The following is a 23,106-nucleotide window of genomic DNA, read 5'->3' as shown; positions in this document are numbered from 1 at the left end:
CCATGTGGCTCGGCTGCGGCTTACCCCGAGGGTGGTCGTGCCAAACGGTCTTGCTCACTCGCTGAGCCGGGTGCGGAGGAACTCGAGCGTGCGCGCAAGCAACCGCGACACGTGCATCTGCGAGATCCCGACGCGCTCGGCGATCTGGGTCTGGGTCATGTTGCCGAAGAACCGCAGGATCAGCACGCGGCGCTCGCGTTCCGGCAGGCTCGCCAGAAGTGGTTGCAGGGATTCGTGGTACTCGACGTTCTCGAGTTGCACGTCGTCCTCGCCGACGGTTTCCGCGAGCGGCAGTGTTCCCTCGTCGTCGTAGGCCGCGTCCATCGACACCGACTGGTAGGCGTTTCCGGCGAGCAGGCCGTCCCACACGTCCTCGGGAGAGAGACCGAGTTCGGCGGCCAGCTCGCTCGGAGTCGGTGCCCTGCCGAGTCGCTGGGCGAGTTTTCCGCTCGCCTGGCTCAACGACAGGTGCAGCTCCTTCAGCCGCCGGGGCACCCGGACCGCCCAACTCGAGTCGCGGAAGTGCCGCCGGACCTCGCCCATGATCGTGGGCACGGCGAAGGCGACGAACTCGGTACCGCGTGTCGGATCGAAGCGGTCGATGGCGTTGAGCAGCCCCAGCCTGGCGACCTGCACCAGGTCGTCTCTCGGCTCACCACGGCCGACGAAGCGCCGGGCGATGTGCTCGGCGAGCGGGAGGCAACGGGTGATGATCTCGTCGCGCACAGCCGTCCGTCGCGGATCCTCGGGATCCAGTGCGGCCAGTGTGTTGAACAACGGTGAGAGATCCTCGTACCCGCTTGAGCCTCCCGCCTTGTCGCGTGCCGCGAGGCGGGATTGCTCGTCAGGAGTCACGGGACCGTGACTACCCAGGCGAAACGGGCGCGACACCACTGCCACGGCTGGTTGGGCGACAGGCTTGACACGCGGGAGCACCCGGTCGACGACGCGCTCATACGTCATCGTGGGTGACCATCGATGCTGGTTATGCCTTGTGTCGTCACTCGACAGAGTGAGGATGTGTGACGCCTCGTCGATCACCTACGGGAATCGCTCTCCCGAGCGAGGGCGAGTGACCGCGCGGGTGGCACGCTCTATCCACTGTGGACTAAAGTGGGAAAGTCTCTCGCCGAGGCTGTGCACGAATCGTTGTGCTTGCGTTATCTGCGCCGGTGGGCGTACCGTCGAGCTGGTTGTGATCCAGCCGTGCCGGGGGAAACCGTTCAACGGGAGGCGGCGACCGGATGGCATGCAGGAAGGACCTCGTCGACGTGCGAATCGACAGGCCTGCGATCGGGCTGGTCGTCGTGCGGGTCACCGGTGAGGTCGACATCCTCGGAGCACCCACGGTGCGGCAGTGCATCGACACGTCGCTGCCCTCTGCCCGCGCGTTCGTTCTGGACCTCAGCGACACCACGTTCTTCGGCGCCGCCGGGCTGTCCGTCCTGGTCCACGTGTCCGCGCTCGCCGAACGGCTCTCGGTGCGCTGGGCTCTGGTGGGCTCGACGGCCGTTCTACGGCCGCTGCGGGTCACGAACCTGGAGCGGGAGTTGCCGGTGTGCCGCGACTTCAGCGCCGCCGTACTCGCGGCCGCCACGTCGCCGGCGATGTCCTGAACCGGCGCGTTGGGACCGTCATCGGGCGTGCCGCGAACGGTAGGTACGCATCTTCTGTCGCGCACCGCAGACGTCCATGCTGCACCACACGCTGTTCTGTGCGGGCGAGCGATCGTAGAAGACCCACCTGCAGTCCGGGTTCCGGCAGACCTTGAGACGCTCGAGTTCGCCGGTCAGCCCGGACGTGAACACGAGGGCGAGGCACTCGCCGAGGTAGGTGTCGAGTGTGCCGGTCTTCTTGGGAGGCAGCACGGGTTCACCCTGCGCCGACCACCGCGGCGGTGCCAACAAGACCTTCGCGAGCTTGTTCAGTTCGGACGTCCGATCCTGGCCGTCGAGGTGATCGCGCACGGTCTCCCGCAACTTCAGCAGGAGTTCGTGTTCCTTGCCCTTGATCTCGCCCGCGTCCACGCCGTTCGCACGCAGCCACGCGGACGCGCTCGCCGCTGTAATCAACGCGTCCTCCGTGTACAGCAACCGTGCCGAGTTGCAGAGCTGTTCCAGCAAGCCCAACTCGCCCGGTGCTTCCGACCTTGGGAACGGCATGAAGTTGATGTTACCGTCTGAAGGCTTCAGCTGGTAACGGGGGAGGGGTTCGAGAATGGGACGTTGGGCGCTGTCGGAACAGCTCGACACGCCGGGTGGAGCGGTGCGCTGGTCGCGGTGGGGGGCAGGGTAGCCCCGTCGTGCTGCTGCACGGTACGCCCTTCTCCTCCTGGGTGTGGAGGGACGTGGCCACCGCACTCGCCGAGCTGCACGAGGTCTACGTCTGGGACCTGCTCGGCTTCGGCGAATCCGACCAGCGGGGCGGACAGGACGTATCGTTGCGGGCGCAGGGGGAGGTCTTCGCCTCGCTGCTCCACCGCTGGGGGCTCGACGAGCCTGACGTGGTCGCACACGACATCGGCGGCGCGGTCGCCCTGCGCGCGCACCTCCTGCACGGGGCGCGGTACCGGCGCCTCGCCCTGGTGGACGTCGTGGCGCTCGCGCCGTGGGGATCACCGTTCTTCCGGCTCGTCCGGGACCACGCGGAGGTGTTCGAGAACCTGCCACCGCACCTGCACGCGGCACTGGTGCGCGAGTACGTCGCCGGAGCGCTCCATCGATCCCCGTCCGCAGAGGTGCTCGACCGGCTGGTGCGGCCGTGGCTGGGTGAGCAGGGCCAGTCCGCCTTCTACCGGCAGATCGCGCAGGCCGACCAGCGCTACACCGACGAGATCGAGGATCGCTTCGACCAGGTCGAGGCGCCCGTGCTCGTGTGCTGGGGCGAGGAGGACGCGTGGTTGCCGTTGCAGCGTGGCGAGGAGTTGGCGCGGCGCATCCCGGGGGCCCGGCTGAAGCGGATCGCCGATGCCGGGCACCTGGTGCAGCACGACGCGCCGGCGGCGCTCACCGCGGCGCTGCTCGACTTTCTGGCCTGACTCCGGATCACTCCTGGGGTGCGACGAAGGTGCCCTTGGACTTCAACGTCTGCACCAGGCCCCGCTCCCGGAGGATCTTCGTGGCCTTGCGGACCGTGTCGAGTGCGACGCCGTACTCCTCGGAGAGTGCGCGTTCGCCGGGGATGCGACTGCCGACCGGCCACTCGCCGCGGTCGATGAGGCCGGCGAGGTGGTCGGCGAGGAGGACGTACTCGTAGCCGGTCTTGTTGTCGGGGTTGTACTTCTTCCGTTCGGGACCGTTCATAGCAGCACGATAGAACTGTGCCACGCTGCGCCGCCGTGTGGACCGCGGTGCGACGCGGGCCGCAGCGGCCAGGTGGCGCGGGTACTGGTGGGTCAGGAGCGCGTGTTCGCGGCGCCCGTGCGCTGCTCCGGAATCGGGTTGGTGGCGATCTCCCGGGTCACGTCGAGGAGCCTCGTGGCGGCCTTCTCCGCGTCGGCGGCCGAGAACCGGGCGGCGGGGGCCGAGATGCCGATGGCGACCGGGAGGCGAGTGCCCTGCAGTGGGGCGGCGACGCATCTGCTGTCGTCGTCGTCGCTGGTCACGTACCCGCGCCGGCGAACCGTCGTGAGGTCGTGCAACAGTGCGGCGCCCTCGTCGTCCTCGGCGGTCGTGTGGTGGGCCACTTCGCGCATGCGTTGTTCGGCCAGCCGGCTCGCGATGGCCCAGCCGAGCGCGGAGGACAACAGCGCTTCGCGGGAGCCTCGCGCCGACGCGAATCGCACTTGCTTCCGGCTCTCCACGACGTCGAGATACACCACGTGGTCGCCGTCCAGAATGGCAAGATTGACCGTTTCGCCGAACTCGTCTCGCAGCTTCTCGAGCCAGGGGCGGGCGCGTTCGCGCAGTACCTCCAGGTGGCGTGACTGCATCCCGACGAAGCCCAGACCCAGCCGGTAGAGGCCGCTGGAGCTGTCGCGTTCGACGTAGCGATGCGCCTCCAGGGTCCACAGGTAGCGGAACGCGGACGACTTCGGTAGCGCGGTTTCCTGGGCGACCTCGATGAGGGACACGCCTTCGACCGATTCCTGCAACAGGTTGAGAATTGAACAGACACGCTCGACCGCGCGAACGGTGTAGTCGCGCTCCTCCCCCCTGTCGGGGGTCGTGTCCGTGGCGCCGTGTTGTCCCTGGCCGCGTCGTGCTGGCACGCCTGCTCCCTGTGAATTACGGATGACGTGTTGCGAAACTCTAGCCGTTGTGCTGTTCCGGGGCAGGGGGCCAGGAATAGTACTCGAGTACGATTTTCGGGCGGTTTAGGGGTATTACTGTGCGCCGAGGCCGCGCGCCGTGTAACGACTCGTGTCCTGCGTCGATATTGATTCTGGACGCGGCTGCTTAAATGCGGCCCCGGTGGCGGGGGAACCGCATCTGCGCCGGTCGCGGTGTGATGTGAATTGCGATTGCCAAGAATAGCCCGTTTGGTGGTAGCAGCTTCGGTGCTTGTGCACGAAGCTGGTGTGGCGTCGATCGTGGTGCGGTCGCGCAGCTGGGGGTTTGCGGGACGTATCCGCCTGCTGTGACCTGACTTGCCACGACGAGGCGGAAACCGTTCCCGAACCTCGCAGACGATGCTGATGCCAATTCATGAGACTACGCCGTGGGCTGGTGTGCCCACGGCCTCGGACGCACGCTCCGTCGCCGTTGACGTCGCGAGCGTGTCGAGTTCCGATGCGTTGTCCCAACCAGTTCCGGAGGGAGCCGGTGAACCGATCTGGGATCTGATGCGGCGGGTCCGCAAGCTACGGGGGTTGACGCAGTATCAACTCGCCGATCGGCTGGCCGAACTGTCGAACAACTCCAGCGTGAGCCGCGACGAGGTCGCTCGCTGGGAGCGGGGCAAGCGAGTCCCCGGTCCCTACTGGCGGCAGTGGCTCAGTGTCGCGCTCGACGTGCCGTCGGAGCAATTGCTCGAGGCGGTCCGATGCGGCCGGCTGAGGCGGGCGGCGGGGTGAGTCGCCCGCTGTCCGAGTGAGCTCGTGTCGAACCCGGGGTCGGCGACGTTGCGTCGCCGGCCCCGGGTGTCGACGTGCTCGCGGTTGGGCTGGCTTCCCTCTTCGCTGTCCTGTTACGGCAGGTCGCCGGTAGGTCATCGGCATGGACACCGTTGCGGAGCGCCGCGGTGTAGCGCACTACTGACGTAGCGTGCTACAGTGACGCCGGTTGCCGACGCGGGACCGTTCAATCGTGCGAAGGCAGCCGTGTGGTGCGGCCGGGACTGCCCCTTCCGGCTCGGTCGCACCACCACACCATCACTGCACCGCACCAGGACGTCCGCGCCGTTCCGCGCCGTGCGACGTCACCGCCGCAGGGGGAAGGCATGCGAGACGAGCACCCGGGTGTGCCGGACGGCCGGAGACGGCGCGACCTGCGGCCGTGTGGTGGCGAGCGCGGCCGGCGCCCGGCCGAGGGGCTGCGCTGTCATGCCCCGTGGGGCTGGTGTCCGGCGCGCGGCGGCCGATGTCCGGCGCCCGGCTTCCGGAGTGGCGTCAGGAGGCGTCCTTGGTGAGCCGGCGGGCGAGGTCCGCCATCAGCTCGACCGAGTCTTCCGCGGGGAGTGCGGCCGCCCAAACCCGATCCCACAGTTCCCGGAAGACGGCGAGAGCGTCAGGGCTCTCGTAGTGAATGCGGTCGACCGGTGTGGCGACGTACACCACGTCGGAGAAGTCCTGGATGATGTCGGGCGGCAGCAGGAGTTCCGTGAACCCGCTCGCCCCGCCGGCGGGCCTGCCGCTGCTGTCCGGCAGCACGCGGATGTCGACGTTCTCCCGATTCGCGAACGACACGAGTGCCGCGATCTGTTCGCCGTGAACCAGCGGGCCTCCGACCGGGCTGCGCAACGCCGCCTCGCCCAGAACGCACGCGATGCGGGGCGGGTCGGCGCGGTTGAGGATCGCCTGCCGGCCTCGCAGCATGCGCAGGTGCAGCGTCAGCTGATCGGCACGGTGGTCGGCGAGTTCGGCGCGCAGCAGGGCTTCGGCATAGGCGGGGGTCTGCAGCAGCTCCGGTACGTGCTGCGGTTCGAAGGTCCGCAGGTCTGTCGCCGAGTACTCGAACCCCGCGAGCAGCGCCATGGACTGAGGCGGGAAGTGTTCGGGGAACTCGTCCTCCCACCAGTCGGGCGAGTGCATCTCGACCCGGTCGCGCAGCTCCCGGTAATAGGTGGCGCGGTCACCGTGGCCGTAGGCGTCGAGCATGATCTCGAGGCTGTCGTGGCTCGGCAGGTAGCGGCCCATCTCGTAGTGGCCGATGGTCGCGCGGCTCTTGCCGATTCGGCGAGCGATCTCGCTCTGGTTGGAGTTCTCGCTGGCTTCGCGCAGCTTCTTCAGACCTTGGGTGAACGCCCACTCCGCGACGACGTGGCTCACTTCGACCAAGGGCCTCACCTTTCGGCTGCGGGTGAAGCGGGCACACTTCACCCGTACGGGCCACGCCGCGGTGTAGCGCGCTAGGTGTGTATCGCGCTACATTCGACATGGCTACGGACAGTTGGACGCTTGTCACGTTAGCCCCCGGCGGCGTCGGCCGTGGGCGAACCCCCACCTGGTCGCGTCGCCGGTTCTGCGCATCGAAAAGCACGAGGACGCAGCGGGGGAGGCGCACGTGTGCGACGGCGGTGTGGAGGGTGGCTCGGCGGACGTCGCCGACGACGACGAGTCCTGTCCGGCCACCACGGTCGGTCACCGGAGCATCGGCGACCACACGCCGTTGAGTCTCGCCGTCCTCGACGCGCGCGCCCGGATGGCCGGCGCGGACGGCGAGTCCGGGGTGGCGGCTGTGCGGGCGAGCCGGGAGGCCTCCGACGTGGAGCACTGGGAGCGCCGACGCCATGGCCGTCACGTGCGGCTGTGGGTGGTGCGCCTCGAAGTCGGCGCCGCTGCTCGGAACCGGATCGAGGCCGAGTTCCGGCTGACGCGGTACGTGCGCAGGCCCGTGCACCGCATCGGGGATGTTCCGGTGTTGCGGCGCACCGGCGTGCCCGAGCCCGATCCGACTCGACCCGAGGGGCATCGGGCCGCGTATCCGCTCGCTGCGCTGGTGTGTCATCACGATCGGGCGCCATTCGGGGAACTCGAGCGCGTCCACGTCGCCGCCTACGTCCGGGCGCTCGCGTCGGCGCGTGCCCGCATCCGCGGTTCGCTGTGCGACCGCACGGGCGAGCCGCTGCTCGCCGGTGCTTCGTCGTCTGGCGTCGGCGATCTGCGGTTGGGGCTGTGGCGGGTGCACCACCGCGTGTTGTGCCTCGCCGGCCCGGGGGAGGCGCCCGCCCGGGCGAGGGAACTCGCCGCCTCGGTCGTCGACGACGCCGGTCGGCCCGCCGCACGCGTGCTCGATCTTCAGCCTGACGACGGCTATGTCGACGGGTCGGGGCGGCGGGTGCATCCGGCGGCGACGCTTCGGCCGGAGGCCGCCGCCGCGCTGTGGGACGACTACGACGCAGCGGAAGCCGATGTGGGGGAAAGTTCCGCGGTGGCGGATGTGCTGGCGAGGGCGGCTGTTCAGGTGTGGAAGACCTTCGCCGACGATGCTCGGTCGCTGTTCCGGTGAACGGAATGCGCAGCGGTGAAAAACTATGCAAACACTGGTGGCGCACGTATGCTCAACCCCGAAGTCGACGGATTGTCAAGCACAATTGGTCGACCGACCGTGCGCCCGCATCCCTCCCCAGGGCGCATCGGTGGCGAGGGTGTCCCGGTGCTGAACCCCCAGCAGCACCGGGACACTAAGCCCCGATCTCTCACTCTTTCTACGCCGTTCGACAGGTGAATTGTCGGTCTGCTGCTGTGCGTTCGGGCGACCGCTTCGATGTTGTTCTCCTGCTCGGTTGCCGTGTACTGAAGAATCAATCGCCAGAATTGTCGATCGTCTTTCTTCGGCCTATTCCGGGAATGTTCACACGCGGGTCGGAATTGCGTTCCGGGTGAGGTCGGGGTGGCATGCGCACGGGGGTTTGCCTGGAGGGGAGGGTCGTCGCTCGGGTTCGGAATGCGCCTCGGCTCCGAACGGTGTGCGCAACGAGGGAGTGGATTCGGTGTTCTCGCCGGAGGGGCGGAATGGTGCTCCACCATAGCGGATTCGAAGGCGCCGTGAAGGATCGCGCGTTTCATGTAGGGAAACCCGTTCTCGGTTGTGGTGTCCCGGTTTCGGCACCCCCGAGGGGTATTGCGAAGATCAACTGATTGTGTTGGGATTGGCGGTCGGTGCAATGCGTGTGGAATCGGCCTTATGGGGAGAAATTCATGAAGATTCGCGAAGGTGTCGTTTCGGTGTGGTGTTCACCGAATCGGCGTCTTCGCGGCTGGGTGGCGAGAAGTGCCGCGCCGTTGTCCGGGCAGTGCCACCGCCGCGACTTCCGCTGCGAACACATGTTCGTTCCGTGGGCCGACCATGGTCCGACCGATGCTCGACCGGTCGCACGACAGCATAGGAACCTGGGTTTCCATCGCCGCGAAGTGAGCACACTCCGTGTGTTCGGTTTCCCTCCGAGGGTCGCGAGGCAGAACGGATCGTGCAGAGTGCGTCACCGCAGGTGTGCGGTCGTGTGGGATCGGTCGAGGAGTGGAGGCGACGTGAACGAGACTTAGCTCACGCGGCTCGAAGATCGTTCTCACGCACTGGGTCGGGGGTGCCCGGGCCGGTAACCTCGCCTGAGGCAGACGTCCACGCGCGGCCCGACGTGGAACTCCGGAGACGAACGGCGATATGTCAGCGATGAAAGACGAGGATGCATAGTGACCGCTAATCGAAGGCTGTTCACCAGTGAGTCCGTCACGGAGGGCCACCCGGACAAGATGTGTGACGCGATCAGCGACACCATCCTGGACGCCCTGCTTGCCGCGGACCCCCGGAGCCGGGTCGCGGTGGAATCGCTCATCACCACCGGTCAGGTGCACGTCGCCGGCGAGGTGACCACCGAGGCGTACGTGGACGTGCCGACTCTCGTGCGCGACCGCATTCTGGAGATCGGCTACGACTCGTCGGCCAAGGGCTTCGACGGTGCGTCGTGCGGGGTCAACGTGGCCATCGGTTCGCAGTCGCCCGACATCGCCCAGGGTGTGGACACGGCGTACGAGACGCGCCTCGACCAGGCCCTCGACGAGCTCGACCGCCAGGGTGCGGGCGACCAGGGTCTGATGTTCGGCTACGCGTGCTCGGACACCCCGGAGCTGATGCCGCTGCCCATCGCGTTGGCCCACCGCCTGTCGCGCAGGCTCACCGAGGTGCGCAAGGACGGCACCGTGCCCTACCTGCGGCCCGACGGCAAGACGCAGGTGACCATCGAGTACGAGGGCGACCGCCCGGTGCGGCTGGACACCGTGGTCATCTCCAGCCAGCACGCCGAGGGCATCGACCTCGACGGCATGCTGGCCCGCGACCTGGTGCAGCACGTCATCGAGCCCGAGGTCGCGTCCCTGGGGTTGGACGCCTCCGAGCCGCGCACCCTGATCAACCCGACGGGACGGTTCGTGGTGGGTGGTCCGATGGGTGACGCGGGCCTGACCGGGCGCAAGATCATCGTGGACACCTACGGCGGTATGGCGCGCCACGGTGGTGGTGCGTTCTCGGGCAAGGACCCGTCGAAGGTGGACCGCTCGGCGGCGTACGCGATGCGCTGGGTCGCCAAGAACATCGTGGCCGCGGGGTTGGCCGACCGCGCCGAGATCCAGGTGGCGTACGCGATCGGGAAGGCGGCGCCGGTGGGGTTGTTCGTCGAGACGTTCGGCACCGAGAAGGTGGATCCGGCCAAGATCCAGGCCGCGATCACGGAAGTGTTCGACCTGCGTCCGGCGGCCATCATCCGGGATCTGGACCTGTTGCGTCCGATCTACGCGCCGACGGCCGCCTACGGTCACTTCGGCCGGACCGACGTCGACCTGCCGTGGGAACGCACCGACCGCGCGCCCGCGCTGAAGGACGCCGCGAAGGCGTGAGCGCACGAGGACGTCTCACGTCTCCTCACCGACGGCACGTGCCGGGTGGCCGAACCGCGAGAGTCGCGGCCATCCGGTGACGTGTCCGCCGATCGATCTTTCGCCCCTCGAAAGTCAAGAAATTCTGGAGTGTGCTCGCATGCGCATCGCGGTGACCGGTTCCATCGCCACCGACCACCTCATGGTTTTCCCCGGTACGTTCTCCGAACAGTTCGTGACCGACCAGCTCGACAAGGTGTCGCTGTCGTTCCTGGTCGACCAGCTCGACATCCGTCGGGGCGGGGTGGCCGCCAACATCTCCTTCGGGCTCGGCAGCCTCGGCATGAATCCCGTGCTGGTGGGAGCCGTCGGCAAGGACTTCGCCGACTACCGCTCGTGGTTGGAGAGACACGGTGTCGACACCCGGTCGGTGCACGTCTCGGAGACCAAGCACACCTCGCGCTTCCTGTGCACCACCGACCGCGCGCAAGCGCAGATCGCGACCTTCTACGCCGGGGCGATGGAGGAGGCCCGCGACATCGAGATCCAGGCCGTCGCCGACCGCGTGGGCGCACTCGACCTGGTGATCGTCGCGCCGAACGACCCGGTGGCGATGGTGCGCCACACCGAGGAGTGCCGTGCCCGCGGCATCCCGTTCGCCGCGGACCCGTCCCAGCAGTTGGCGCGCATGGAGGGCCCGGACGTCCGCATCCTCGTGGAGGGGGCCGCCTACCTGTTCACGAACGAGTACGAGACCTCGCTGCTGCTCAAGGCGACGGGCTGGTCCGAGGCCGAGGTGCTGGACCGGGTCGGCTACTGGGTGAAGACCTTCGGCCCCGACGGCGTCCGGGTGGAGTCGAAGGACACCGAGCCCCTGGCGGTGCCCGCGGTCAAGGTCGACGACGAGGTCGACCCGACGGGAGTCGGTGACGCCTTCCGCGCCGGGTTCCTCTGGGGCCTGCACGCACAGCTCGGTCTGGAGCGATCCGCGCAGGTCGGGTGTACCCTTGCAGCCATCGTCCTCGAGTCGGTCGGTACGCAGGAATACACCCTCGATCGGGCGGATTTCTCCAAGCGGGTGGCGACGACCTACGGCAACGACGCCGCGGCCGAGATCGAATCCAAGCTGCGGGTGTGATCATGGACAGTCGGTTTCTCGTCGAACTGGACCGGCGGATCCTCGTCGCGGACGGCGGGATGGGTACCGCCCTCCAGGAATTCGACCTGTCGCTCGATGACTTCGACAACCTCGAAGGCTGCAACGAGGTCCTCAACGACACGCGTCCCGACGTCGTGTCGACCGTGCACCGGGGGTTCCTCGAAGCTGGGTGCGACGCGATCGAGACCAACACGTTCGGCACGAACTACGGCAACTTCGGCGAGTACGGGATCCTCGACCGTATTCGTGAGCTGGCCGAGAAGGGGACGACGCTGGCTCGGCGGTGCGCCGACGAGTACGCGACACCCGAGAAGCCTCGGTTCGTGCTGGGGTCGATGGGGCCGGGCACGAAGCTGCCCACGCTCGGTCACGCGCCTTACCACGTGTTGCGCGACGCCTATGTCGAGAACGCGTTGGGGATGCTGGACGGCGGCGTGGACGCCGTGCTCGTCGAGACGTCGCAGGACCTGCTGCAGACCAAGGCGGCCATCGTCGGCGCGAAGCGTGCGATGGCCCAGGCCGGACGACGGGTGCCGCTCATCGCGCAGGTGACGGTCGAGCAGACGGGCACGATGCTCGTCGGCTCGGAGATCGGCGCGGCGCTCACGGCACTGGAGCCGCTCGGTATCGACCTGATCGGCATGAACTGCGCCACCGGTCCGGCCGAGATGAGTGAGCACCTGCGCGTGCTGGCCGACCACGCGAGTGTGCCGATCTCGGTGATGCCCAACGCCGGACTCCCGGAACTCGGTCCGAAGGGCGCGGTCTACCCGCTGCGCCCGGACGAGCTGGCCGAGGCGCTGGCCACGTTCGTCAGGGACTTCGGGGTCCGCCTGGTGGGCGGGTGCTGCGGGACGACGGCCGAGCATGTGCGGGCGGTCGTCGAGGCGGTGTCGTCCCTGCCGCCGCGGCAACGCGAGCCGCGGATCCAGCCGGCCCTGTCGTCGGTGTACCAGCCGGTGCCGTTCGAGCAGGACGCCTCGATTCTCAACGTGGGCGAGCGCACCAACGCCAATGGCTCGAAGAAGTTCCGCGAGGCGATGCTCGAGGAGCGCTACGACGACTGTGTCGAGATCGCCAAGGCGCAGACACGGGAAGGCGCGCACGTGCTCGACCTGTGCGTCGACTACGTGGGGCGTGACGGGACGCGCGACATGGCCGAGCTGGCCTCCCGCCTGGCGACGGCGTCCACGCTGCCGGTCATGGTCGACTCGACCGAGCCCGACGTCGTGCGCACCGGTCTCGAACACCTCGGCGGACGCTGCGCGATCAACTCCGTCAACTACGAGGACGGCACCGGCCCGGACAGCCGCTACCAGCGGGTTCTGGAGCTCGCGGTCGAGCACGGGGCGGCCGTGGTCGTCACGTGCATCGACGAGGAGGGGCAGGCTCGGACCGCCGACTGGAAGGTGCGGGTGGCCGAGCGCGCGATCGAGGACCTCACCACGAACTGGGGCCTGTCGCTGTCGTCGATCATCATCGACTGCCTGGTCTTCCCGATCACGACAGGTCAGGAGGAGGTCCGCAAGGACGCGCTGGAGACGATCGAGGCGATCCGTCGACTGAAGCAGCGCCACCCGGGCGTCCTCACGACCCTGGGGCTGTCGAACGTGTCGTTCGGCCTCAACCCGGCTGCGCGGCAGGTGCTGAACTCGGTGTTCCTGCACGAATGCCGCCAGGCCGGGCTCGACTCGGCGATCCTGAACTCGTCGAAGATCGTGCCGATGAACAAGATCGACGACGAGGCCCGGGAGGTCGCGCTCGACCTCGTCTACGACCGGCGGCGCGAGGGCTACGACCCGTTGCAGCGGCTCATGCAGCTGTTCGAGGGCAAGACGGCGTCCTCGGCTCGCGAGTCCCGCGCGGAGGAACTGGCGAAACTGCCGCTGCTCGAACGGTTGGAGAAGCGCATCGTCGAGGGCGAGTCCACCGGGCTGGAAGCCGACCTCGAGGCGGCGATGCAGCAGAAGAAGCCGATCGACATCATCAACGAGAACCTGCTCGCCGGGATGAAGACCGTCGGCGACCTGTTCGGCTCGGGTCAGATGCAGCTGCCGTTCGTGCTGCAGTCCGCCGAGGTCATGAAGACAGCGGTGGCCTACCTCGAACCGCACATGGAGAAGACCGACACCGACGGCAAGGGCAAGCTGCTGCTGGCCACGGTCAAGGGCGACGTCCACGACATCGGCAAGAACCTGGTCGACATCATCGTGTCGAACAACGGCTACGACGTCGTGAACATCGGGATCAAGCAGCCGATCAACGCGATACTGGAGGCGGCGGAGGAGAACCGCGTCGACGCCATCGGGATGTCGGGCCTGCTGGTGAAGTCCACGGTGATCATGAAGGACAACCTGCAGGAGATGAACGCCCGCGGTGTCGCCACGAAGTACCCCGTGCTGCTCGGCGGGGCGGCGTTGACCCGCACGTACGTCGAGAACGACCTGGACGAGGTCTACCAGGGCGACGTCCACTACGCCAAGGACGCCTTCGAGGGCCTGCGGCTCATGGATCGCGTCATGGCCGTCAAGCGCGGTGAGGCCACCGAGGAGGACGAGGCCGAGCGGGCGAAGCGGGCCGAGCGCAAGGCCCGCCGCGAGCGCTCGCTGCGCATCGCCGAAAAGCGCAAGGCCGAGCAGGGCACGGAGCCCAGCCTCGACGACACCACCCGCTCCGACGTCGACCTCGACGTGGACGTGCCGACGCCGCCGTTCTGGGGGTCGAGGGTGGTCAAGGGCATCGCCGTGGCCGACTACCTGGCGCTGCTCGACGAACGTGCGACCTTCCTCGGGCAGTGGGGACTGCGGGGCGCGCGCAAGGGCGAGGGCCCGTCGTACGAGGAACTCGTCGAGAGCGAGGGCAGGCCGCGGCTGCGGGCCTGGATCGACGACCTGTCCACCCGCGGTGTGCTCGCGCACGCCGCACTCGTGTACGGCTACTTCCCCTGCTACTCCGACGGCAACGACCTCGTGGTGCTGGAGAAGGACGAGCCCGACGCGCTGGAGCGGCTGCGGTTCCGCTTCCCCCGGCAGCGGCGTGACCGCAGGCTGTGCCTCGCGGACTTCTTCCGGTCGCGGCAGAAGGCGGAGGAGACCGGCCAGGTCGACGTGCTGCCCGTTCAGCTCGTCACGATGGGCCAGCCCATCGCCGACCACGCGAACGAGCTGTTCGCTCGCAACGCCTACCGGGACTACCTGGAGATCCACGGGCTCGGCGTCCAGCTCACCGAGGCGCTGGCGGAGTACTGGCACCGCCGGATCCGCGAGGAGCTCCGGTTCTCCTCGGGGACGCCGGTCGCGGCCGAGGACCCCGACGACGTCGAGGAGTACTTCAAGCTGGGCTACCGCGGGGCACGGTTCTCGTTCGGCTACGGTGCTTGTCCCGACCTCGAGGACCGCGCGAAGATCGTGGAGCTGTTGGACGCCGAGCGCATCGGTGTCGCGTTGTCCGAGGAGTTCCAGCTGCATCCCGAGCAGTCGACGGATGCGATCGTGGCCCACCATCCCGAGGCCAAGTACTTCAACACCTGACACGTGGGCGCACTCCCACACGAAGAAAGGACACTATGAGCGCGAAGTTGCAGAAGGTGAACGGCCTCGAGTTCGCCGTCGCCGATCTGTCGTTGGCCGAGGCGGGCAGGCACCAGATCCGGCTGGCGGAGCACGAGATGCCCGGCCTGATGGCGACTCGCAAGGAGTACGCGGCCGAGCAGCCGCTGAAGGGCGCGAAGATCGCCGGTTCGCTGCACATGACCGTGCAGACCGCGGTGCTGATCGAGACGCTCGTGGAGCTCGGCGCCGAGGTGCGCTGGGTGTCCTGCAACATCTTCTCCACCCAGGACGAGGCCGCCGCCGCCGTGGTGGTGGGCAAGAACGGCACGCCGGACAACCCGCAGGGTGTGCCCGTGTTCGCGTGGAAGGGCGAGACGCTCGAGGACTACTGGTGGTGCACCGACCAGCTGTTCCGCTTCGGCGAGGACGGCCCGAACATGATCCTCGACGACGGCGGTGACGCCACCCTGCTCGTCCACAAGGGCGTCGAGTTCGAGGCGGCCGGTGCGGTGCCCGAGGCTTCCGAGGACGACAGCGAGGAGTACCGGGTCATCCTGGAGACCCTGCGCCGCAGCCTCGCCGAGGACTCCGGCCGGTTCGGCCGCATCGCGAAGAACATCCGGGGCGTCACCGAGGAGACCACCACCGGTGTGCACCGCCTGTACGAGTTCGCTCGCGGTGGCGACCTGCTGTTCCCCGCGATCAACGTCAACGACTCGGTGACCAAGTCGAAGTTCGACAACAAGTACGGCTGTCGGCACTCCCTCATCGACGGCATCAACCGGGCCACCGACACGCTCATCGGCGGCAAGGTGGCCGTGGTGTGCGGCTACGGTGACGTGGGCAAGGGCAGCGCCGAGTCGCTGCGCGGCCAGGGCGCCCGGGTGATCGTCACGGAGATCGACCCGATCTGCGCGCTGCAGGCGGCGATGGACGGCTACCAGGTCGCGCTGCTTGAGGACGTCGTCGAGATCGCCGACATCTTCGTCACCACCACCGGGAACTTCAACATCATCACCGCCGAGCACATGGCTCGGATGAAGCACCAGGCGATCGTCGGCAACATCGGTCACTTCGACAACGAGATCGACGTCGCGGGGCTGGAGAAGATCCCGGGCATCAAGAGCGTCGAGATCAAGCCGCAGGTCGACGAGTACACCTTCCCCGACGGGCACTCGATCATCCTGCTCAGCAAGGGCCGGCTGCTGAACCTGGGCAACGCGACCGGACATCCGAGCTTCGTGATGTCGAACAGCTTCACCAACCAGGTCATGGCCCAGATCGAACTGTTCACGAAGCCCGGCGAGTACGACAAGCAGGTCTACGTCCTGCCCAAGAAGCTCGACGAGAAGGTCGCGCGCCTGCACCTCGACGCCCTCGGCGTCAAGCTCACCAAGCTCACCAAGGAGCAGGCCGACTACATCGGCGTCGACGTGGAAGGGCCGTACAAGCCCGACCACTATCGCTACTGACGGTGCCCGCCTCGGGGCCGCCGGCGTTTTCCGACCGGACCGCCGGCGGTCCCGTCGCCCCCGAAGGGAGATGATCGTGCGGACGGTAGTCGACCGGCTGACCAGCGGACGGCGTCCGACGTTCTCGGTGGAGTTCTTCCCACCCCGCGACGAGGCGGACGAAGCGATCCTGTGGCGGTCGATCCGCGAGTTGGAGCCGCTCGACCCCGCGTACGTGTCGATCACGTACGGCGCGGGCGGGACCAGTCGCGAGGGCACCATCCGCAACATCGCCCGTGTCGCCACCGACACGACGCTCGTGCCGATGGCGCACCTCACGGCCGTCGATCACTCCGTGGCGGAACTGCGCCATGTGATCGGCCACTTCGCCGCGGTGGGCGTGCGCAACATCCTCGCGCTGCGCGGGGACCCTCCGGGCAATCCGATGGGGGAGTGGGTGGCCCACCCGCGGGGCCTGACCTACGCCGAGGAGCTCGTGCGGCTCGTGCGCGAGCTGGGGGACTTCTGCGTGGGGGTGTCGGCGTTCCCGTACGGCCACCCGCGCTCGACGGATCTGGAGACCGACACCCACTACCTCGTGCGCAAGCTCGACGCGGGTGCCGACTTCGCCATCGCGCAGCTGTTCTTCGAGGCCGACGACTTCCTGCGACTGCGTGATCGGGTGGCCGCGGCGGGAAGCGACGCGCTCATGCTGCCCGGCATCATGCCGCTCACCACGCCCCGGACCTGGCGCAAGACCATCGAGTTGTCGGGGGCGACACCCCCGCGATGGTTGGTCGAGCGTCTCGAACCGCTCAGCGACGATCCGAAGGCCTTCCGGGCCGAGGGGCTCGACGTGATCACGGAGCTGTGTGAGCAGTTGCTCGCCGAGGGTGTACCGGAGCTGCACTTCTACACGTTCAACCGCTCGAAGGCGACCCGGGAGCTGGTGGACCGGCTCGGACTGCGGGCTCCGCGCACACAGGCCGCCGTCACCGGAGCATGAGGGGTCCACGGCGGACCGGCGCGACGCTCGGGTGCGCGGTGGCGTCTCGACCATGGTGTCCGGCCGTGCTCGCTGGTTGAATCCTGGTCGTGATCGACTCGGTGTTGCTGTCCGACCCTCGCCTGATGCTGACCGTGGCCGCCGCTGTGGGTAGCGGTGTGGTGGCGGGGGTGCTCTTCGCCTTCTCGGCGTTCGTGATGCGCGGACTGTCGACCCTGCAGGCCGAGGCCGGGGTGGCCGCCATGCGCGCGATCAACGCTGCCGCGCTGCGCCCGCCGTTTCTGTCGGTGTTCGTCGGTACGGCGTTGCTCGCGCCGCTACCCGCGGTGCTCTCGCTGCTCGGAAACGGGGATTCGCTCGCGCTGTCGGTGGCCGGGGCCGCACTCTACGTCGGCGGAACGGTGGGAATTACCAGAATCGCCCACCTGCCCAGGAATTGGGCACTCGACAATGCTCCGGATGGATCGGAAGCAGTGCGAGTCTGGGCGCGTTACGTGAGGGAGTGGACGCGCTGGAACCACGTCCGGGCGGCGGCCTCGGCGGCAGCGTCCATTGTGTTCACTGTGATTCTCGTCGGCGGTTGAGCCCGCGGGCACCTCGCTCGAAACCCTTACTACTCTTGGAGTAGCAACGCGTCTAGGGTTGGGCCATTCACTGATGCCGGGCGAGGTGGGTATGACGAGTGGACAGGGCCTTCACGGTCGGCCGCAACAGCCAGGTGAATTCCGCGTGACGTGGCGTGGATATGACCGGAACGAAGTCAGAAAACACGTGAGCGGTCTGCTGGAGGCACTTCAGGCGACCGCCGCCGACCGGGATGCCGCCGCGGAATACGTTCGCTCGCAGTCGAGAGAACTCGCCGCGTTGCGTACGGAGAACGAGAAACTGCGGCAGCGGCTCGACCGAGTGTGCCGGACGCCGGTGGAGACGGACGGACTTTCCGAGCGCCTGTGGCACATGGTCGATCTCGCGCAGCGCGAGGCGAAGGACATCGTCGCCACGGCGAACGCCGAAGCGGAACGCAGGCGCGAGGAACTCGACAAGCGGCAAGCCGAACTGGAATCGCGTCGCACCGAGTTGGAGGAGGAGCACCGCGAACTCGTGCGGCAGCTCAAGGCCGACGCGGCGGCGCAGGCCGAGAAGGCCGAGCGGGAACGCCGGGAGGCCGACGAGCGTGCCCTGCGCCGCAGGCAGGAGCTCGAACGGGACTTCGCGAAGAACCTCGCCGCGCGTCGAGACGAGATGAACCGTGCGCTCGCGCAACGGGACGCGGACGCCCGCGCCGAGGCCGAGCGTGTCGTGGCGGAGGCCACCGCGAAGGCGGAGCGCATCGTGGCGGAGGCCACCGCGCGGGTCCAGGCGCTGGAAGAGGCCCGGCGGAAGGCGGCCGCGGAGCTGCGGACGGCGCGGGAGGCGCTGGCCGGTGCCCTGCCGCTCATCGAACCGCTGCCCGACGAGATCGCGGTCGATCGGACGGCCCCACCGGTCGGGATCGTGCCGTCCGCCCGGTCCGCGGCCGAGTCCCAGCCGGCGGAGTCGGCCGAGGCTGCGGATTCGGCGGAGTCGCGCGAGTCGGCGGACCAGCCGACGCAGGTCGTGTCGGTGCCGTCTCCCGGGTCGCGTCCGGGCGCCCCGCACTCGCGCTCTGCGCGAGCCGAGCTGCCCGTCCGGCGCGTATCGGGACCGACCGTCACGAGTGTGAGAGAGCAGCCGGTATCGTCACGGTGATTTTCTGAGCGCGGACAGGGAGGTGTACGGATGGCTCGGCCGTGCGTGCTGTTGAAGTACGGCGAACTCATGCTCAAGGGGCGGAATCGCGGCAGGTTCGAGGAACACCTCCGTGAATCCCTCCGGCATGCGGTGGCGGGAGCGTCGGCTCCCATCCGGATCTCCCAGCGGCCGGGTGTCGTCGTGTTGTCCGGCGCGCCGGTGGAGGAGCTGCTCGACTGCGCGCAGAAGGTGATCGGCGTGAGCGTCGTGCAACCCGCGCTGCGCACGGCGCGCACCGTGGACGACACCGTGGAGACGGTGTTGCAGGCGCTCACCGAGCGGTTCGGCAGCCCCGAGTCGGCGGGACCCCGCCGGTTCGCGGTCCGGGCCCACCGCCGCGACAAGACGTTCCCGATGAAGTCGGAGCAGTTGGCCGCGCATCTGGGCAGTCAGGTCGTCAAGGAGTGGGGCTGGCCGGTCGACCTGAGCCATCCCGAGGTCGAGATCACCGTCGAGGTCGACCAACGTGAGGTGTTCGTCGCCCTCGACAAGCAGCGCGGGCAGGGCGGCCTGCCCGTCGGCGCCAGTGGGCGGGCGCTCGTCATGCTCTCCGGCGGATTCGACTCGCCGGTGGCGGCGTACCGCGCCATGCGGCGCGGGCTGCGGTGCGACTTCGTGCACTTCACGGGCGCCCCGCTCACGGGGCCGTCGTCGACGTACAAGGCGTACGCGCTGGTACGTCAGCTCGACCGGTTCCAGGGCGACTCCCGGCTGCACGTGATCCCGATCGGCAACGCGCAGCGCGCGCTCGCCACCGCGGGAGCGGGCAACCTGCAGATCGTGGCGCAGCGCAGGCTGATGGTGCGGACCGCCTCGGCGCTCGCGAAGGAACTCGGCGCGCAGGCACTGGTCATGGGCGACAGCCTGGGCCAGGTGGCGAGCCAGACGCTGGCGAACATGGCGACCGTCGAGGAGGCGGCGGAGCTGCCGCTGCTGCGTCCCCTCGTGGCGTTCGACAAGGAGGAGATCATCGCCGAGGCGCGGCGGATCGGCACGGCCGAGATCTCCAAGCTGCCCGACGAGGACTGCTGCAGCCTGCTGGCACCGCCGCGCGTGGCGACGAGGACCACGCCGTCGCAGCTCGTGAACGTCGAGCGCAGGATGGAGCTGGACGAGCTCGTGCCCAAGCTGCTCGCCGACATCCAGGTGCACGCGCCCGGCGCGGCGTAGACCATCGGGCGCAGCGCGGGACGATGTCGCGCCGGCGGTTGTGGACGGAAAGCGGCTGACCTGGTGCGACGGCGTCGTAGAAGGCGAAGGGAATTCGGCTATACGATGCCGTCAACCGCCGGTCGGTTGATACTGTGTGCAGCCGTGGGGAATCTCCGGTCGCGAGTCGTGTCGTGGTTCACGCGTCGCTACGTCGCGCGTGTACAGAAGAAGGGGCTCGACCTCTCGAAACTGAGCCTGTTGCCCGACGGCGTGCTGATGCCGCTGCGCCGCAACGGTCTGGACCCGGTGCCCGAGTTGGGCCAGAGGCGCTCCGAGGAACCGGTCAGCAAGCTGCCCGTTCCGTTCGGTCTCAACCTGTGGCTGGTCACGGGGCACGAGGAGGCGAAGGCCGTCCTCGGTGACGCCAAGACCTTCAGCAACGACTTCACCAATCTGGTGGGGAAGACCAGCGCGAAGGTTGACGACAATCCCGGTGGCCTCGGGTTCGCGGACCCGCCGGTGCACACCCGGTTGCGTCGGCTGTTGACTCCCGAGTTCACCATGCGCCGCCTGGCCCGGCTGAAGCCCGGCATCGAGCGGATCGTGAACGAGCGTCTCGACGCCATGGCGAAGGTCGACGGTCCGGTCGATCTCGTGGAGGAGTTCGCTCTGCCGATCCCGTCGCTGGTGATCTGCGAGCTCCTGGGCGTGCCGTACGAGGACCGGGACGAGTTCCAGCACCTCGCCGTGCAGCGGTTCGACCTCTTCGGTGGGGCGGGGGCCTCACTGGGCGCGATCTCCGAGTCGTTGGAGTACCTGCTGGGGGTCGTGCGAAAGGAGCGCGAGAACCCTGGCGACGGGCTCCTGGGGATGATCATCAAGGATCACGGCGACAACGTGGACGACCGGGAGCTCGCCGGTCTGGCCGACGGCGTGCTGACGGGCGGCTTCGAGACCACCGCGAGCATGCTGTCGCTGGGTGCGCTGGTGCTGCTGCAGGATCAGGACATCTTCAAGCGCGTCCGCGACGACGACGAGGTGGTGCACGGCTTCGTCGAGGAGCTGCTGCGTTACCTCACCGTGGTGCAGGTCGCGTTCCCCCGGTTCGCGCGCGAGGACATCGAGATCGGTGGCAGGACGATCGCGCAGGGCGACATGGTCGTGGTGTCGTTGAGTGGCGCCAACCGCGACGAGGCGCTGGGCGAGCGCCTCGAGGTCTTCGACGGCACTCGCCCGCCGACCTCCCACCTCGCGTTCGGGTACGGCGTGCACCGCTGCGTGGGCGCGGAACTGGCCCGGATGGAGCTGCGCGCGGCCTACCCGGCGCTGGTGCGGCGTTTCCCGTCGATGCGGTTGGCGGTGCCCGCGGCGGAGCTGGACTTCCGCAAGACGTCCATCGTCTACGGCGTGGAGAAGCTGCCCGTCCTGGTCGACTGATCGGGACGTCGGCTCAGCCGCCCGCCATCGCTCCGATGACGAGGAGTGGCTCGGCCCCGCTGGCCACCGCGGTGGGTAGCGGGGTGTCGGGCGGGACGTGGGACAGGTCCTGCTCGCACGCGAAGAACCGCACGAACGCCCGTCGTTTCTTGGTGCCGTGTTCGCGGATGGTGCCGCGCAGCACCGGATAGGTCGCCTCCAGGGAGTCGAGTACGGCGCCCAAGGTGACCGCGCCGGGCACGTCGAGCCGCACCTCGCCGTGTACGTGGGCCAGAGTCCGCAGATGCGGCGGAAGTGTCACCCGGATCATGGCAGCGTCTGCACCTCCACGGAGAGCACGGGCGGAAGGTCGCGCACGATCGGCGTCCAGTGGTCGCCCGCGTCGGGGGAGACGTACACCTGTCCCCCGGTGGTGCCGAAATACACGCCGCACGCGTCGAGCGAGTCGACCGCCATGGCGTCGCGGAGCACGTTGACGTAGCAGTGTTCCTGGGGCAGGCCGTTGGTCAGCGGTTCCCACTCGTTGCCACCGCTGCGGGTGCGGTACACGCGTAACCGGCCGTCGAGCGGGACGTGCAGGGAGTCGCTGGTGATCGGGACGACGTACACGGTGTCGGGTTCGTGTGCGTGGACGTCGATCGGGAACCCGAAGTCGGTGGGCAGGTCGCCGGAGATCTTGTACCAGCTCGCGCCGTTGTCGTCGGAGCGCATCACGTGCCAGTGCTTCTGCATGAACAGCGTGTCGGGGCGCTCGGGATGGCGGGCCAGGTTGTGCACGCAGTGGCCGACCTCGGAGTCGGGGTCCGGGATGCCGTCGCTGACCAGGCCCTTGTTGGCCGGTGTCCAGGTCTCGCCGCCGTCGTCGCTGGCGAACACACCCGCGGCCGAGATCGCCACGCGCAGCCGTTGTTCGTCGCGGGGATCGACGAGGATGGTGTGCAGGCACATGCCGCCCGCGCCGGGCTGCCAGGACGGGCCCGACTCGTGCGTGCGCAGCGCCGGCAACTCCTGCCAGTGGCGTCCGCCGTCGTCGCTGCGGAACAGAGCGGCGTCCTCCACACCCGCGTAGACGCGGTCGGGGTCGGTCGGCGACGGCTCGAAGTGCCACACCCGGGTGAACTCCCACGGTCGCTGGCTGCCGTCGTACCACTGGTGGGTCCCCGGCTCACCGACGTAGGAGAACTCGTTGCCCACGGGCTCCCACGTCCGGCCGCCGTCCTCCGAGCGGTGCACCTGCTGGCCGAACCAGCCGAGCGAGGCCGACGCGTAGAGCCGGTCGGGATCGGCTGGGGACCCGGCCACGTGGTAGGTCTCCCACCCCGCGAAGAAGGGGCCGTCCACCTGCCACCGGTCACGTCGTCCGTCGGCGGTGAGGACGAACGCACCCTTGCGCGTTCCTACGAGGACCCGGACTCGGCTCATCTGCTCTTCCTTTCGAGCTGTCGGTGCGTGCCACTGTAACGGGCATCACTTTCGAACAACAAGTGATCGCTTCGGAAAAGAAATCGATCAGGTGTTCGGTTGGCCGGGCAGGTCTACCAGAGCGCTCCGACATTTCCGCCCGTCGGCGCCTGCTTGGGCCCTCCCCGCCGGGGTAGCCGGAAATCGAA

At 68.4% G+C, this 23,106-nt stretch carries 20 protein-coding genes and 1 pseudogene; 13 read left to right on the top strand and 8 right to left on the bottom strand.

Features of this window, described 5'->3' with window-relative positions; translation table 11 throughout:
• Positions 1–54 precede the first annotated feature (54 nt).
• Positions 55–855, bottom strand: coding sequence for a SigB/SigF/SigG family RNA polymerase sigma factor (locus tag SACAZDRAFT_RS06855; RefSeq protein ID WP_037294818.1), 801 nt, complete (start codon positions 853–855; stop codon positions 55–57).
• A 389-nt stretch (positions 856–1,244) separates the two neighbouring features.
• Between SACAZDRAFT_RS06855 and SACAZDRAFT_RS06850 the strand changes: the two genes are divergently transcribed.
• Positions 1,245–1,616 (top strand): STAS domain-containing protein, encoded by a 372-nt coding sequence (locus tag SACAZDRAFT_RS06850; protein ID WP_005440002.1) that lies wholly within the window; start codon positions 1,245–1,247, stop codon positions 1,614–1,616.
• An 18-nt stretch (positions 1,617–1,634) separates the two neighbouring features.
• Here SACAZDRAFT_RS06850 and SACAZDRAFT_RS06845 read toward each other — a convergent pair whose 3' ends face one another.
• Positions 1,635–2,162, bottom strand: coding sequence for a CGNR zinc finger domain-containing protein (locus tag SACAZDRAFT_RS06845; protein WP_005440000.1), 528 nt, complete (start codon positions 2,160–2,162; stop codon positions 1,635–1,637).
• 55 nt (positions 2,163–2,217) lie between these two features.
• On the opposite strand from SACAZDRAFT_RS06845, the pseudogene SACAZDRAFT_RS06840 reads away from it, so the two are divergent.
• Positions 2,218–3,037, top strand: a pseudogene (locus SACAZDRAFT_RS06840) (alpha/beta fold hydrolase).
• A gap of 7 nt (positions 3,038–3,044) precedes the next feature.
• On the opposite strand, the gene SACAZDRAFT_RS06835 reads toward SACAZDRAFT_RS06840, so the two are convergent.
• Positions 3,045–3,302: a GntR family transcriptional regulator gene (locus SACAZDRAFT_RS06835; RefSeq protein WP_005439996.1), complete on the bottom strand. Its 258-nt coding sequence runs from the start codon at positions 3,300–3,302 to the stop codon at positions 3,045–3,047.
• A gap of 92 nt (positions 3,303–3,394) precedes the next feature.
• Positions 3,395–4,210 (bottom strand): IclR family transcriptional regulator, encoded by an 816-nt coding sequence (locus tag SACAZDRAFT_RS06830; protein ID WP_005439995.1) that lies wholly within the window; start codon positions 4,208–4,210, stop codon positions 3,395–3,397.
• A 573-nt stretch (positions 4,211–4,783) separates the two neighbouring features.
• Here SACAZDRAFT_RS06830 and SACAZDRAFT_RS06825 point away from each other — a divergent pair.
• Complete coding sequence (locus SACAZDRAFT_RS06825) at positions 4,784–5,014, top strand: helix-turn-helix domain-containing protein (RefSeq protein ID WP_005439993.1); 231 nt, start codon at positions 4,784–4,786, stop codon at positions 5,012–5,014.
• A 344-nt stretch (positions 5,015–5,358) separates the two neighbouring features.
• Here SACAZDRAFT_RS06825 and SACAZDRAFT_RS23995 read toward each other — a convergent pair whose 3' ends face one another.
• Both SACAZDRAFT_RS23995 and SACAZDRAFT_RS06820 read right to left on the bottom strand, forming a co-directional pair.
• Positions 5,359–5,484, bottom strand: coding sequence for a hypothetical protein (locus SACAZDRAFT_RS23995; protein ID WP_255283736.1), 126 nt, complete (start codon positions 5,482–5,484; stop codon positions 5,359–5,361).
• A gap of 64 nt (positions 5,485–5,548) precedes the next feature.
• Positions 5,549–6,436, bottom strand: a complete 888-nt coding sequence (locus SACAZDRAFT_RS06820; RefSeq protein WP_005447831.1) for a helix-turn-helix domain-containing protein — start codon at positions 6,434–6,436, stop codon at positions 5,549–5,551.
• Positions 6,437–6,662: 226 nt separating this feature from the next.
• On the opposite strand from SACAZDRAFT_RS06820, the gene SACAZDRAFT_RS06815 reads away from it, so the two are divergent.
• From SACAZDRAFT_RS06815 to SACAZDRAFT_RS06770, 10 genes are all read left to right on the top strand, one after another.
• A complete protein-coding gene (locus SACAZDRAFT_RS06815) occupies positions 6,663–7,607 on the top strand; it encodes a hypothetical protein (protein WP_005439985.1) in 945 nt (314 codons plus the stop codon).
• 1,184 nt (positions 7,608–8,791) lie between these two features.
• Positions 8,792–9,991, top strand: a complete 1,200-nt coding sequence (gene metK, locus SACAZDRAFT_RS06810) for a methionine adenosyltransferase (RefSeq protein WP_005439983.1) — start codon at positions 8,792–8,794, stop codon at positions 9,989–9,991.
• A gap of 139 nt (positions 9,992–10,130) precedes the next feature.
• Positions 10,131–11,108: a carbohydrate kinase family protein gene (locus SACAZDRAFT_RS06805; protein WP_005439981.1), complete on the top strand. Its 978-nt coding sequence runs from the start codon at positions 10,131–10,133 to the stop codon at positions 11,106–11,108.
• A gap of 2 nt (positions 11,109–11,110) precedes the next feature.
• Positions 11,111–14,659: a methionine synthase gene (gene metH / locus SACAZDRAFT_RS06800; RefSeq protein ID WP_005439979.1), complete on the top strand. Its 3,549-nt coding sequence runs from the start codon at positions 11,111–11,113 to the stop codon at positions 14,657–14,659.
• Between the two features lie 35 nt (positions 14,660–14,694).
• Positions 14,695–16,152, top strand: coding sequence for an adenosylhomocysteinase (gene ahcY, locus SACAZDRAFT_RS06795; protein WP_005439977.1), 1,458 nt, complete (start codon positions 14,695–14,697; stop codon positions 16,150–16,152).
• 76 nt (positions 16,153–16,228) lie between these two features.
• Entirely contained in the window at positions 16,229–17,137 is a 909-nt protein-coding gene (locus tag SACAZDRAFT_RS06790; protein ID WP_005439974.1) for a methylenetetrahydrofolate reductase, read from the top strand.
• 89 nt (positions 17,138–17,226) lie between these two features.
• Positions 17,227–17,721: an anthrone oxygenase family protein gene (locus SACAZDRAFT_RS06785; RefSeq protein WP_005439973.1), complete on the top strand. Its 495-nt coding sequence runs from the start codon at positions 17,227–17,229 to the stop codon at positions 17,719–17,721.
• Positions 17,722–17,812: 91 nt separating this feature from the next.
• Complete coding sequence (locus SACAZDRAFT_RS06780) at positions 17,813–18,865, top strand: coiled-coil domain-containing protein (protein WP_005439971.1); 1,053 nt, start codon at positions 17,813–17,815, stop codon at positions 18,863–18,865.
• A 30-nt stretch (positions 18,866–18,895) separates the two neighbouring features.
• A complete protein-coding gene (thiI, locus tag SACAZDRAFT_RS06775) occupies positions 18,896–20,077 on the top strand; it encodes a tRNA uracil 4-sulfurtransferase ThiI (protein ID WP_005439969.1) in 1,182 nt (393 codons plus the stop codon).
• 144 nt (positions 20,078–20,221) lie between these two features.
• On the top strand, positions 20,222–21,496 hold the full coding sequence (locus SACAZDRAFT_RS06770; RefSeq protein WP_050954274.1) for a cytochrome P450: 1,275 nt from the start codon (positions 20,222–20,224) through the stop codon (positions 21,494–21,496).
• Between the two features lie 13 nt (positions 21,497–21,509).
• On the opposite strand, the gene SACAZDRAFT_RS06765 is transcribed toward SACAZDRAFT_RS06770, so the two are convergent.
• The gene (locus SACAZDRAFT_RS06765; RefSeq protein WP_005439966.1) at positions 21,510–21,806 is read right to left on the bottom strand and encodes a MoaD/ThiS family protein; all 297 of its coding nucleotides are present in this window, start codon (positions 21,804–21,806) and stop codon (positions 21,510–21,512) included.
• Positions 21,803–22,918, bottom strand: a complete 1,116-nt coding sequence (locus tag SACAZDRAFT_RS06760) for a WD40/YVTN/BNR-like repeat-containing protein (RefSeq protein WP_005439964.1) — start codon at positions 22,916–22,918, stop codon at positions 21,803–21,805. The genes SACAZDRAFT_RS06765 and SACAZDRAFT_RS06760 overlap by 4 nt, the downstream gene beginning before the upstream one ends.
• Between the last annotated feature and the right edge of the window lie 188 nt (positions 22,919–23,106).

Origin of the sequence: Saccharomonospora azurea NA-128 (assembly GCF_000231055.2) — a bacterium.
Lineage (GTDB): Bacteria > Actinomycetota > Actinomycetes > Mycobacteriales > Pseudonocardiaceae > Saccharomonospora > Saccharomonospora azurea.
This window is presented reverse-complemented; position numbering and strand designations above follow the sequence as displayed.